Below are 13,869 nucleotides of genomic sequence, written 5' to 3'. Positions count from 1 at the left end.
CAAATGGTGTACTGCACCACATGGTCTGACCCCGGGTCTGACCATGTGAGTTGCTTCCGCCAAATACGGAAGCAACTGGAGCACACACTATTAAAACCACATAGGCACATAGAAAACATAGGTAAATACATTTTATATATCGTGTACCCCATACCGTAATATTTCGCACAAAAATTATTAGTTATTCAGTAGTAAATATTCTTACGCTGCCCCTCTGGCTTTGCCAAACATCGCATAGCACATTACATGGTCTGACCCTTGGTCTGACCATGTAATGTGTCCGCAATAGATCCTGGCCTAACATCACCATCCTGAAGATCCGCGCCCCAAACCCGCTGCAGGCGGTTATCCCTATGTTCCCTCTGTGCCTATGTGGTTTATTATCTCCTCCATTTCTTCCCTTATCCACCACATGGTCAGACCCAGGGTGAGACCATGCTTCTCAAATCCGCCGTAGGCGGTTATCCCTATGTCCCCTCTGTGCCTATGTGGTTTACTTCCCCTTAATTATTTATACTGTCAATCACATGGTCAGACCATGTGGTATGCTACTTACTAAACTCCAAATACATCCTTATCTCCCCACCATTCGTCGTAGAGCCTTCCTGTATAAACTCCACCACCTTCTCCGTACCAAAACTATCATTGCTGCCTCGCCGGTTATCCCGTAGTTTCAGTGTTTGCCCCAGGTAAGTGGCAGAAACTTTGTATTTTCCTACCGGTATATCGTACATATAACTGTAGTTAGGCGCAGCGGTATGTGCTGTAATGGTTTGCCCTGCCGAGCCATCGATCATTGGTCCCACTGGCTCAAATTTAAAAATGATATTACCCTGTACTGCCAGGTCGCCGGGCGGAAAAGGCAGGTTAGAAGCATCCGAATAAATACTCACTGTGCCACCATAATAATCATCCGGCGCCGAGGAAGCAGGAACCGCACCCTGTAATTTCCATTTAAAATTGCAGGTCACTTTATCCTGGTAAGTAAAACTCTGCGGATGATCAGGCTCAAAATACACGAGGTAGGGGTGACCGTTATATTGCACCAGCATCCTCGCAAAAGCACGGAAACTGTTCACTGCAGGAATAGCGATCTTGTAATTACCATTGGCATCTGTAGTGGTCTGCACACCGGAGTTAAAAAAAATAGTGCTGCTGATATACACCTGTGCATTGGCAACAGGTTGCCCCTGCGTGTTGGTGACCTTACCGGTAACAAAGCCGGTCTTCGCTTCGTCGGTGTTAGCCGGTTCGTTGTTTTTGCCGCAGGAAACACAGCTGGCGCTGCACATAGCTGCCAGCAGGAAACAGGTGATTGTTTTTTTCATGACTTTTTATTTGATAATGATTGAATGGCGGCAAGATAAAAGGGACGGTTGCTTTGGAGTAACGCAACTGTAATGAAGTGGAGATACCGTAGTGTGAATTGTGCAAGGTTGTTAGTAAAATAAAATACGGGCTCATGGGTATTGCCGCAATAACCAGTTGCAACTACTTTTATTAAAAAACGGGCATGAAAAAATTAATGATCTTGATGGCAGTATGCTGCTGTATAAATGTAAGTGCACAAAAAATTGCCACCACATTCAGCAAAGAAAAGCCGGTGCAATCGGTGGAGTGGGGCACCCGTATGGTAACCGCCATCACCGGCTATTGGGAAATGGCCATTCCGCAGTTGAAGAAAAAATTCACTAAAAAACTGGTGGACAGTATCGAAATGTATACAGCAGAATATCTCTGTCCTGCCCAGATCAAAGATGCATTAAGCCACGACAACAACAGGAAATACGATATCAATAAACTGAAAGTGTACCTGGTGGCGGAGTTCAATAATAATTTCAACGGTAGCTTTCACGGGGTGGAATATGTATTATGGGCGCCCATGGCCGACAATAATGACTTTGCTGAAGGAGAGTTGAGAAATGATTTCTTTTTTATTGTACCGAAAGAAGCAGTTACGTTGATGCCATAAGACGAATAGTTTACCCGTTAAAAAAATGATACCTACTTTTGCAACGCATTAAATTATAAGCGTTGAAATTTTTTCTTTTTATTCTGCTGTTTAGTCTTTACCATCGCAGCCCCGGCGCAAAACCTGCAAAAGCGCAGGGTAACGCTGATGGGTAGCCGCTTTGATATTACCATTGTGGCAGGCGACAGCGCCACCGCACAGCATTATATTGATACCGTGATAGCCGAAGTAAGCCGTATTGAATACCTCATCTCCGACTGGAAGCCCGAATCCCAGGTATCTGCAGTAAACAGGAATGCAGGCATTGCACCCGTAAAAGTAGACCGGGAAGTGTTTGAACTCACACAAAGAGCCTTGCATTTTTCTCATATCACCCACGGCGCATTCGACATCAGCTTTGCAGCCATGGACCGCATCTGGAAATTTGATGGCAGCATGACCAAAATGCCACCGGCAGAAGCGATCAAAAAGTCGGTGGAGAAAGTGGGCTACAAAAATATCATACTCGACAGTGTAAACAGCACCATCTTTCTAAAACTCAAAGGCATGAAGATCGGCTTTGGCGCATTGGGTGAAGGCTATGCCGCCGACCGCTGCCGCGATATGATGCTGCAGAAAGGCATTACCGCCGGTATCGTGAACGGATCGGGCGACATGCGCACCTGGGGCAAACAACCCGACGGCAGCAGTTGGACCATTGGTGTGACCAATCCCTTTCACAAAGAAAATTTATTTGCCGTGGTGCCGTTGGAAGATGAAGCTGTGGTAACCTCCGGCAGCTACGAAAAATTTGTAGTGTTCAATGGCAAAAGATATGCGCATATCATCAATCCCGCCACCGGTTACCCCGCCACAGGGCTTACCAGTGTAACGGTTTTTGGCCCCAGCGCCGAAATGGCCAATGGCTTCAGCACTTCCCTGATGGTACTGGGCAAAAAAGCCGGGCTGGAGCTCCTCAGTCACTATCCCGCCTACAAATGCATCATGATCGCAGATAATGGGCAGACTTTCACTTCAAAAAATCTCTCGGCTAAAAAACTCCATTCCTGGCAGAGAACAATTAATAACGAATAACGAACAATTAATAATTATCCATTATTCATTATCTCATTATTCATTGCTTATTGCCATAGAAATGTCATGAACTGTTTCCCGATTGCGTAACCAGTTTTCCGCATTCGTAAACGCACTGTTTTTGCGGGCAGTTAATTTTGCGCCCGAATCAAAACAATCAACGTTATACTATGAGGAATATACTGGTGATTTTGTCATTATTTCTGGTGACAAATGTATTTGCGCAAAAGAGTACTTTAAAAGGAACTATTAACACCACTGATGGCCAGGCTGTTGCAGGCGTTTCAGTAGCCATCAAAGAATTAAAATTATCCGCACAAACAGACGAGGACGGGCATTTTATCCTTGCCAATATCAAGCCCGGCAGTTATACCATTACCGTATCGCATGTTGGCCTGGTGAACCAGGAAAAAACCATCACCCTGGAAGCAGGTAAAACTTTCGACCTGGTGATGGCTTTACAGCAAAGCGCCCGGCAACTGGAAGAAGTGACCGTGACCAGCGATAAAACATCTGTAAAAAGAATTGCATCATTTGGTAAAGCAGGCCTTGCTGCTTTGGATAATCCACAATCCATCGGCATTATTACCAACACCGTGATAACTGATCAACAGGTACAGCGCCTGGGCGATGTGGTGAAGAACGTGAGCGGTGTTTCATTAACGCAACAACGCCAGGGCGTAGCCGAAACATTTTCTGCCCGTGGTTACAGCATTGGTATCGGTGGCGGTACCGGCAGCATTTTCAAAAATGGCATTACCTCCAACACCGGTGGCTTTCCAGAAGCCAGCACACTGGAATCGATCGAAGTGCTGAAAGGTAGTTCTGCACTGCTGTATGGCAATACTTCAGGTGGCGTGGTGATCAATATGGTGACTAAAAAACCAAAATTCAACTGGGGCGGCGAAGTATCTATGCGTGCGGGCAGCAATGGTTTGTACAAACCCATCGTGGATGTATACGGACCTATTTCAAAAAAACTGGCCTTCCGCGTGGTAAGCACGTATGAAAATGCAAAGAGCTATCGTGATGTGGTAAAAACAGAACGTACTTATATCAATCCATCTTTACTGTACAAGATCAGCAATAAAACAAGTGTGTTAATACAGGGCGATTACCTGGATGCTGATTTTACACCCGATAATGGTATCGGTGTTATCAACCAGAACGTGGATGCGGTATTGTATCCTTCCCGTTCAAGATTCATCAACACACCCTGGGCATGGTACAAATCAAAAACGGCTTCTGCTTCTGTAACAGTGGATCATAATTTCAACAGCACCTGGAAACTGAATTTTGTAGCAGCAGGGCAATCGGTATTGATCAACTCTTTTGGTACAGCAGTGCCGAATGCAGTGGCCGTGAATGGCGACTGGACACGTACGTTGGCCCGTGCAGGCAGCAGGGAAACCAACCAGACCCTGCAGGCTAACCTTACCGGTAAATTCAACACTGGTGTCATTACGCACCAGGTATTGGTAGGTACTGACTATGTAGGTATCACTACCAGGACAGATGCTTTCCGCATTACCAGCGGCGCAGGCGTGGTAGGTACTGCTTATGATAAGATCAACATCCTGGATCCTAATAAATATGTAGCACGTATTGATGAACCCAATACATTGGATACCGCACGTACTGTATCACCGTCTTTAAGGTTGGGTTATTATGCACAGGACCTGGTGGGCATTACTTCCAAACTGAAAGTACTGGTAGGTTTACGCTGGTCGTATTTAAAAACACAGCCCAGCACTACAACAAACTATATCAAGAACACCGAAGTAAAAGGCACACTGGCAGATTACAGGGCATTCTCGCCTAAAGCAGCGCTGATGTACCAGCCAACAGAAAACATGTCGGTATACGCCAGCTACTCCAGCAGCTTCAGCACCAACACCGGTACGGATATTTATTTAAATGCGTTGAAGCCATCTCTGATGCACAGTTACGAACTAGGCTGGAAGAATATTTTCTATAATGGAAAATTAACCGCCAACCTCAGCCTGTATAAAATTTATAACAACGACCTGTACCAGACCGCTTTGTTCAATGCCAACGGTACTGCCAACACCAACACCAACATCAAGCAATATGCAGGCAGCACATTGAGCGATGGACTGGAAGTGGATTTCAGCGGCACCTTATCAAAAAACATTTATTTTATGGCGGGATATGGATATAACAATGCCCGTTACACGAAATCTGCCAACGACTCCGGTTCGGTAGTACAGGGCGATAAACTGATCAACAACCCCGCCAATACAGCCAATGCAACCATCTTCTATACTTTTGATAAAACTGTATTAAAAGGATTGAAAGTGGGATTGTCCGGATTCTACACTGGTACACGCTATGGCGGCAACCAGAATACCGTAAAGCAAACCGGCAACTACAACCGCCAGATACCATTGAGCGATTTCACTACCGTGGATATTTCATTGGGGTATACTTACAAGAAAGTGAGTTTACTGGCCAAATTGTCCAATATAGGCAATACATTGAACTACCTGGCGCACGACCGCTACAGTATCAACCCGATACCACCGCGCCAGCTGATCACTACATTATCCTATAAATTTTAATGATTGAAGCGGGTACAAAATAATTAACAGGTATTTAGCGGTCTCGCCTTAGGCAGGATCGCTAAATCATTTTATGCAATGATGTAAATTGCAGCCCCAAACCAACATAAAAGGCAAATCATTTATGACCATCATATTTAAAGCACCAATGAAAAAAATCTTCAGTATCCTGTTAGTTTGCACTGCTTTGTGCAGCAGGGCGCAGCAAAATGTATTTTTAGATCCTTCCTTCTGGAAGGCCAATCCCGATGTGGCAGCAGTAAAAGCGGCGATGGAAAAAGGCAATGATCCTGCGGAATACAACCGCATGAGCATGGATCCGGTGGTGATCGCCATCAATAACCAGGCTTCTACTGAAACCATTAAATTCTTACTGGCACAAAAAGGCAACGATGTAAACAAACTTACACACGACAGCCGTACTTATTTATTCTGGGCGGCGGTTTCGGGTAATGCGGACCTGGTAGATCATCTTTTACAGAAAGGTGCAAAGATGGATGTGGAAGATAGTCATGGTACCACGCCCATAACTTTTGCTGCCAACGCAGGGCAAAAAAATACGGCCATATTCGACCTGTTTGCAAAATATGGTGCTGATCTGAAAAAAGTTACCAATCATGATGGGGCAAGTTTATTATTACTCGCCATTGCGCAGGACAGGGACCTGGCTTTAACGAATTACTTTGTTGCCAAAGGGCTTGACCTGAACGGTACGGATAATGCCGGTAATACTGCCTTTAACTATGCAGCCAAAAGCGGCAATATTGAATTGCTGAAAACACTGGTGGATAAAGGCGTGAAATATACCGACAATGCATTCTTAATGGCCTGCCAGGCAGGTGGTGGCAGGGGCGGCGGTGGCGGTGGTCCACAGGGAGGAGGCCCGCAAGGCGGCGGACAACAGGGTGGTGGACAAGCACAGCAAGGCCGAGGCGGAAACCCTGGTGGGGGGCGTGGTCCTGATTTTGTAGCACTGTTCCAATACCTGGAAGGTTTAAAAATAAAACCCACCGCTGTCAACAGCAATGGAGAGAATGCCTTGCACTTAATGGCCCGCAAACCTAACCAGTTGCCTGCTTTAACTTACCTGATCGGTAAAGGCGTGGATGTGAACAAGCCCGATAATGATGGTAACACACCGTTCATGGTTGCGTGTACGTCTAACCGTGATACCGCTACTATTGCGTTGTTACTGGCAAACGTAAAGAACATTAACCAGGTAAATAAAAAAGGCGTGGCTGCTTTGGCAATGGCGGTTAACAGTAATGCACCGGTTGTGATCAGCTACCTCATCAGCAAAGGCGCCGATGTAAAAATAAAAGACGGCAATGGCGATAACCTGGCTTATTACCTCGTACAATCTTACAGCCCGCAAAGAGGCGGCTTTGAAGATTTTGATGCGAAGATGAAAGTACTGACCGATGCCGGGCTGGATATCACTGCAGCGCAAAAGAATGGCAATACCTTATACCATCTTGCTATTGCAAAAAGTGATCTTGAGCTGCTTAAACGACTGGAGTCATTGAAAATAGACATCAATGCAAAGAACAAAGAAGGATTGACCGTATTGCACAAGGCAGCATTAACTGCCAAGAACGATGCGATACTGAAATACCTGGTAAGCATCGGTGCTAAAAAAGATATCACTACCGAATTCAAGGAAACTGCATTTGACCTGGCAGCCGAAAACGAAGCGCTTACAAAAAATAAAACCAACATCGACTTTTTAAAATAAGATACATGAACAGGACCGCTAAATTATTTTTATTGCTGGCAGTATTTGCTGCACAATCCGTTACAGTAAATGCACAGGTAAAGAAATATAAGTGCATGGTGCAGATGACCAACTACATGGGAGAGGGCGCTTATATTGTTATTTCGCTGGTTGACAGTAAGGGCAATTATGAAAAAACATTGTATGTATTAGGCCCCGATAAAAAATGGTACAACAGCTTAAAAGAATGGCATAAATTCTATTCCAAAAAACCGGCGAATATCAGTGCCACCACCGGCGCTTCTGTATCCGGTGGCGAACGCAGCGTGAACGTGATAGAGATAGATGAAGCCAAAGTGAACAAAGGATATACCTTGCGTTTTGAAAGTGCCGTAGAGGATAAGAATTACAATGTAAAAGACCTGGAGATACCACTCACCACTGCCAATCTTTCTGCAAAGACGGATGGCACGGGCACGGGGTATATCCGTTATGTGCGGCTGATCCCTAATTGAGTTAAACGATCATGACAATTTCTATATGGAGATACAGCCATCTTGCACTGGCCGTATCTTCTTTTTTATTTATTGCACTCGCAGCTGTTACCGGTATCGTACTGGCATTTGATCCTGTTACACAAAAAATGCAGCCTTACCGTAGTGATCATTTCGATGAACTTACGCTGGCTAAAGTTATTCCTGTTATAAAAGAAAAATACACCGATGTTACAACACTGACGGTGGATTATAATCATTTTGTAACAGTAAAAGCAACTGATACTGCAGGTAAACAGGTGGAAGTATATGTGAATGCTGCCACAGGCGCTGCACTTGGTCCATACAAAAAACAAAGTGATTTTTTTCAATGGGTCACCGCATTGCATCGTTCGCTCTTCCTGCACGAAACAGGGAGGATCTTTATTGGTATCACGGCATTTTTATTATTCCTCATTGCCATATCCGGCACCATACTGGTCATCAAGCGGCAGAGAGGCGTAAAGCGGTTCTTCACCAAAGTGGTAAAAGATAATTTTGCCCAGTATGCGCATGTAACATTGGGCAGGCTGTCACTGATACCCATCATCATCATTGCTTTAAGTGGTACATATCTTTCTTTGGAAAATTTCGGTATCATCGGCGAAAAGAAGATTACTTACGAAACGGTATTTGATAGTGTACAAGAAGAGCCGGTAAAAAAGAATCGAAGAACTACCACTCTTTAAAAACACCCGCCTTGCAGATGTCGAGTCCATCGAATTCCCTTTTTCAGAAGCGCCGGAAGATCCGTATGTATTGAAATTAAAGGACAGGGTAGTGGTAATGAACCAGGTAACCGGCGATGTACTGATGGAAATACCTTATCCAAAAATACACCAGTTCACTTCCTTAAGCATGAACCTGCATACCGGCAGGGCAAGTGCGGTGTGGGCCATTGTTTTAGCCATTGCGTCCATTAATATTTTATTCTTTATTTGGTCCGGGTTCGTCATCACATTCAAACGCAGGGCTAACAGGGTGAGGAATAAATACAACGCAACAAACAGCAAATACATTATCCTGGTAGGTTCAGAAAATGGCAGCAGCTTCCGTTATGCAAAAGCCATTCATGAACAATTGATAAAGAACGGTCATAGTTGTTTCTTGACCGAACTGAATAATTACACCTCATTTCCGCAGGCAGAACAGCTGATCATTGTTACAGCCACCTACGGCCTGGGCAATCCGCCCACCAACGCAACAAAATTCATTCAACGGCTGGAAAAATATCCGCAAACACAACCCATTCGTTTTTCTGTAGTGGGTTTTGGCTCTCACGCATATCCTGATTTCTGCAAGTTTGCATTTGAAGTAAATAATCTATTGGCAAAACAAACATGGGCAACACCATTACTGGAAATACATACGGTGAATGACCGTTCGCCTGTAGAGTTTGGTATATGGGCGGATTTCTGGTCGCAGAAAGCAGGCGTGCCCATCGATCTGTCGCAGGCACAATTAAATACTGCACCGGAAAACCTGCAGGAGTTTTCTGTAATAAGCAAACAAATAGCTAACACGGAAGAACCCTCTTTTTTATTGCAATTGCAGCCATCACAAAAAACAAATTTCAGTTCCGGCGACCTGCTGGCAATTTATCCAGCCAACGATCACCGGGAGCGTTTATACTCTGCGGGTAAAGTAAATGGTTATTTACAATTAAGTGTAAAGCTGCATACTCACGGACTGGGATCCAGTTACCTGCATGCGCTGGAAGCTGGAACAAGCATACAGGCACGCATTGTTACCAATGAACATTTTCATTTTCCTGCCAAAGCGCCGATGGTGATCATGGTGGCCAATGGCACCGGTATTGCGCCCTTCCTGGGCATGATCAATGAGAACAGTAATAAAACGGATTGCCGCCTGTACTGTGGTTTTCGTGAAGCTGCTTCTTTTGAACTGTACATCAATAAACTGGAAGAAGCCGTGAGTTTACAGCAACTGAAAGCGCTGCATATTGCTTATTCCAGGGAAGGAGCGAAGCAATACGTAAGTCATTTACTGCAAAGGGATGCAGATAGTATTGCAGCCGCACTGGCCAATGGCGCCGTCATCATGCTCTGTGGCTCATTGTCTATGCAAAAAGATGTGATCGCATTGCTGGAAACCATCTGCATCGAAAAGAACAACCGCCCGGTAAGCTATTACCAGTCGCACGGGCAGGTATTGATGGACTGTTATTAACAGGTTTTACAGCCCGGTGTTCAACTTAATCATTTTATTTGTTTCTTTGTCCTGCAACGATTGTCATCACCGGCACATACTTTATTATGAAAAAGATATTTGTATTTGTATCATTGATCCTATCAACCAGGGCTATGAGTCAACAGGGATTTACCATTAAAGAAAATAAAGCCAGTAAGGAAATTGCCATCAACTTCAATGGCCAACTGTTGACGGCATACTGTTATTACGATTCTTCCCGTAAGCCTGTGTTGTATCCTGTAAATACCGTGGATGGTATCATGGTCACCCGGCAGTATCCTTTTCATATTGTACCCGGTGAAAGAACGGATCATCCGCACCACACCGGCATCTGGCTCAATTACGAATCGGTGAACGGCCTTGATTTCTGGAATAATTCCACAGCTATTGAGCCTGCAAAGAGGAATCAATACGGTACGATACTGCACCAGAAAGTGCTGGATAAAAAAACAAACGGTAACACTGCTTCATTAACTACAGCTTCCACCTGGGTAAGGCCTGATGGTAAAGTATTGCTGAATGAGAACACCCGTTTTAATTTTAGTGTAAATGGCAATGATTTTATTATTGACCGCATTACCACTTTAACAGCAACAGATACTACTGTACTTTTTAAAGATGTAAAAGATGGTATGCTGGGCATGCGTGTGGCAAGAGAACTGGAAATGCCTTCAAAAGAAAAAGGCAGTTTTATAGATGATAAAGGCAATGTTACGGTAGTGCCACCCTCCGGCAGCGATGTAACCGGCATGTATTATAACAGCGATGGCGTAAAAGGCGACTCCGTATGGAGCACCAAAGGTAAATGGGCTATACTCACCGGTAAAAAAGATGGCAAACCTGTTACCATCGGTATGATCGATCATCCTTTGAACGTGGGGTATCCCACTTACTGGCATGCCCGTGGATATGGGTTGTTTGCCGCCAACCCGCTCGGCAGAAAAGTATTCAGCAATGGAAAAGAAGAACTGAATTTTTCTCTGGCGCCCAAACGTTCCGTTACTTTCCGCTACCGCATCATCATTCATTCCGGTGAGCCTTTAACCCCGGAAGCAATGAACCAGCAGGCGGATGATTTTGCAAAGACAAGATGATCTATTCCCACTCGCTTCTTTTACGGATACATTTTACCGATTGTAATTTATAACCTACCGGTAATTGCAGCGCTTCCACATCTGCAATAATAAAATGCTGTCCGCCACAGCTGAATTTGATATCGCCGGTGAGGTATTTCAGTTGCACTTTTTCGGGGAAAGCAGCCAGGAAATCAAATTTTTCAAACACCACTTTTTGCCAGTCAATACCCAGGCTGTCGGATTGCCTGCGGAATTCCCTGAACTCATCACTGTAACGGGTACCCGCTTCTTTGGCTCTTTGTAGCAGCATTGTATCGATGAGTGGCTGCGTAAGCCCTTCCACACCGCCGGCCAGCATCTGCTGCAATATATTTTTATATTCTTCCTGCGAAGGGTACAGATTGATCCAGACAGCACTGTCCTGCCGGCTGAAAGCCTTGAAAACAGCGGCGCCCAGTTCATTTTCGGGTTGATGTGTTTTTTGTTGCGCCATTGCGGCTGGTGTTTTTTTTATTGTTATGTGCTGCGCTGTTGCGCTCTGCACATAACAAAATATTAAAGTAACTGCAAAGCCACGGAAGATCTTCCTCCACTCAATATTCATACAGCGCTTCGTGTTTTAATTTATCTGCTTCGGCAGGAGTTACTTTTTTACCACTCCATATTGCCGATTCCCAGTCACCATACATCGGGTTGGGTAACAAGATAAAAATATCGCCAAACAATTCGTTGTTATCCCTCACCAGGTCGCAGCGGGTAAAAGAAGGTTGCTGGTAGAACATCTTATCAAAATCATTCAGGTTATCGCCCAACAGCAATGCGATATTGTATTTTTCTTTGATGGCAAGCCTGCGGTATTCTTTATCCGAAGTGCTGTCCTTCATCATCACATGCACCGTATCTGCCTGCGGAAAACCTTCCTGTATCAAATTCTTAATAGTAGCGGCTCTTTCTTCCGGGCGGCGGTTGCTTACATAAAAACATTGTATGCCCATCTTATCAGCATATTGGAAAAATGCCACGGCGCCGGGTAAAGCAGCTGCATCGGCTTTACTGGTCCAGTCCTTCCAGTTAGCTTCGGTGTAAGTTCTGTTGTGTAAAATATCAGCAGCCTGTTGCGGGCTGTTATCCAGTATGCTTTCATCAATATCGGTAACAATGGCCAGTTGCATGCCATCTTTTTTATGCAAAGCGATCTTCTCCATCAGTTTGATCTTGGCCAGTGCAAATGCCTGGTAACACAATGCTTTGTACTCACCGCTTCTTTGCTGCCACAGCACTGCATTCAGGCTGTAATCCAGCGTGGTGATACTTCTTGAGCTGCTGTTGTGTGTTACAGTAGCCGGTTGTTTGGTAATCAATTTGGCACTGGTTTGTGCAGTAAGATCGCAATACAACGATGCGGTCATAAAAAATACAATAATCTTTTTCATGGTCTTTAAAAATGAATGTTCAATAACGTTGAATGGTATAAAATGCAGGCGTTTATTTTTCTTTTATTGCCTGCCTCGTTTTGTCAGTGAAAAAATCGTAGCTGCTCGCCTGGCCAGTACCCGTATCTACGCTGATAAGTACATTGCATTTAGAGCTGCCAAGGTTCTTATTATCTGCGCCCAGTATCAGCAGGCGGTTGCCCGAAAAATGCCAGTCTGTCCAGCTGTTAAGCCCGCTGTTCAACCGCCACAATACTTTACCCGCATTGTTTACCAGGCAGAGTAATATTTCGCCTTCATTGCCCACCTGGCTTTTATAGATGATAAAATAACCATCGTCGTTGTTGCCTTTTACCGGCTCGGCAGTTTGCCTGTTCAGCAGGAATCCACCATCTAAAAAATAATCACTGCTGCTGTTCTTTAAGGTCGTTTTATCCAGTTCGAAGTGATTATCACGTATATGCGTGTACGCTGTTGTAAAAAATTGCCGCCTGGCTTCTCCTGTATAGGCAGTGCCGATCCTGATCCATCCGTCCAGCTTTTGTATTTCCTCCCTGCTGTATAAACCGAACCATTGCGGCGCCACCGTATCCTGGTTCACAAACATATCAGTGTAGCTTACATTACTGCGCTGCAGGTTCTTCAATACAGATAAACGCTCCCGCTCTTCCATATCCATATCTTTATCTTCCTTTTCTTCCTCGGGTGTTGCCAGCAGGGTAGTGGTGTTCAGCTTCCACCTCGAACCATCTTTCACCGTAATGCTGATGCTTTTATCGGCATCATTAAAATGATAATAACGGTTCTCTTTAGGCAGCATGCCTTTCAATTGCGGGTTCTTTTGTTCTATGATCTTTACATCTGCAACTTTCTCCAGTGTAAAAGCATTAAACGCCATCAGTTCATCAATGAATACCCAGGCATTGCTGCCCGAAGCACCCAATGCTTCTTCGTTATAATTCTTTTTATCCGGCCGTTTTAATTCTTTTGACTGTATCTTTTCACCGGTAGTTGCATTGTTACTCTGTATAAAGCAATGATTGTCGAATGATTTTGAAATAAAGCCATTGTGCTGCTGGTACGATGTGGTTTCATCATATTTTACAATACTGAACATAATGGCTTTGTCCGGCTGTTCAAAGTACAGCACCGTGGGCAGCGCATAGCGTTCATCGTATTTGGAAAGGCAACCCTTTAACAGGAATACAAAGCCTGCTATCAGCAACCCGATGAACAATACGCCGCCTGTGAATATTTTCGTTACTAAACGCATA

The 13,869-nt window shown here is 44.6% G+C and carries 12 protein-coding genes; 8 read left to right on the top strand and 4 right to left on the bottom strand.

Translation table 11 applies throughout. The annotated features are described in order from the left end of the window. Positions 1-548: 548 nt before the first annotated feature. Complete coding sequence (locus QM738_RS21980; RefSeq protein WP_462278912.1) at positions 549-1,328, bottom strand: carboxypeptidase-like regulatory domain-containing protein; 780 nt, start codon at positions 1,326-1,328, stop codon at positions 549-551. A gap of 185 nt (positions 1,329-1,513) precedes the next feature. Here QM738_RS21980 and QM738_RS21975 point away from each other — a divergent pair, with 185 nt between their 5' ends. The 8 genes from QM738_RS21975 to QM738_RS21940 all read left to right on the top strand — a co-directional run bounded on the left by QM738_RS21975 (position 1,514) and on the right by QM738_RS21940 (position 11,180). Beyond that, positions 1,514-1,972 carry a hypothetical protein gene (locus QM738_RS21975; RefSeq protein ID WP_462278911.1) on the top strand — a complete coding sequence of 153 codons (459 nt, stop codon included), beginning with the start codon at positions 1,514-1,516 and terminating at the stop codon, positions 1,970-1,972. 147 nt (positions 1,973-2,119) lie between these two features. After that, positions 2,120-3,046, top strand: coding sequence for an FAD:protein FMN transferase (locus QM738_RS21970; RefSeq protein ID WP_462278910.1), 927 nt, complete (start codon positions 2,120-2,122; stop codon positions 3,044-3,046). Between the two features lie 191 nt (positions 3,047-3,237). Then, complete coding sequence (locus QM738_RS21965) at positions 3,238-5,628, top strand: TonB-dependent siderophore receptor (protein ID WP_462278909.1); 2,391 nt, start codon at positions 3,238-3,240, stop codon at positions 5,626-5,628. 148 nt (positions 5,629-5,776) lie between these two features. Beyond that, entirely contained in the window at positions 5,777-7,363 is a 1,587-nt protein-coding gene (locus tag QM738_RS21960; RefSeq protein WP_462278908.1) for an ankyrin repeat domain-containing protein, read from the top strand. A 5-nt stretch (positions 7,364-7,368) separates the two neighbouring features. Next, positions 7,369-7,857: a DUF2271 domain-containing protein gene (locus QM738_RS21955; protein ID WP_462278907.1), complete on the top strand. Its 489-nt coding sequence runs from the start codon at positions 7,369-7,371 to the stop codon at positions 7,855-7,857. An 11-nt stretch (positions 7,858-7,868) separates the two neighbouring features. Continuing rightward, positions 7,869-8,564: a PepSY-associated TM helix domain-containing protein gene (locus QM738_RS21950; RefSeq protein WP_462278906.1), complete on the top strand. Its 696-nt coding sequence runs from the start codon at positions 7,869-7,871 to the stop codon at positions 8,562-8,564. A 70-nt stretch (positions 8,565-8,634) separates the two neighbouring features. Further along, a complete protein-coding gene (locus tag QM738_RS21945) occupies positions 8,635-10,065 on the top strand; it encodes an NADPH cytochrome P450 oxidoreductase family protein (protein WP_462278905.1) in 1,431 nt (476 codons plus the stop codon). Between the two features lie 86 nt (positions 10,066-10,151). Then, on the top strand, positions 10,152-11,180 hold the full coding sequence (locus QM738_RS21940; RefSeq protein ID WP_462278904.1) for a DUF6807 domain-containing protein: 1,029 nt from the start codon (positions 10,152-10,154) through the stop codon (positions 11,178-11,180). Position 11,181: 1 nt separating this feature from the next. On the opposite strand, the gene QM738_RS21935 is transcribed toward QM738_RS21940, so the two are convergent. The 3 genes from QM738_RS21935 to QM738_RS21925 are packed head-to-tail and all read right to left on the bottom strand — an operon-like array spanning position 11,182 to position 13,868. Beyond that, entirely contained in the window at positions 11,182-11,766 is a 585-nt protein-coding gene (locus QM738_RS21935; RefSeq protein WP_462278903.1) for a hypothetical protein, read from the bottom strand. Next, positions 11,756-12,595: a 5'-nucleotidase, lipoprotein e(P4) family gene (locus tag QM738_RS21930; protein ID WP_462278902.1), complete on the bottom strand. Its 840-nt coding sequence runs from the start codon at positions 12,593-12,595 to the stop codon at positions 11,756-11,758. The genes QM738_RS21935 and QM738_RS21930 overlap by 11 nt, the downstream gene beginning before the upstream one ends. A 52-nt stretch (positions 12,596-12,647) precedes the next feature. After that, the gene (locus QM738_RS21925; RefSeq protein WP_462278901.1) at positions 12,648-13,868 is read right to left on the bottom strand and encodes a PA2928 family protein; all 1,221 of its coding nucleotides are present in this window, start codon (positions 13,866-13,868) and stop codon (positions 12,648-12,650) included. Position 13,869 lies beyond the last annotated feature (1 nt).

The organism is Ferruginibacter sp., from assembly GCF_049840995.1.
In the GTDB taxonomy this organism is placed as follows: Bacteria; Bacteroidota; Bacteroidia; order Chitinophagales; family Chitinophagaceae; genus Ferruginibacter.
This window is presented reverse-complemented; position numbering and strand designations above follow the sequence as displayed.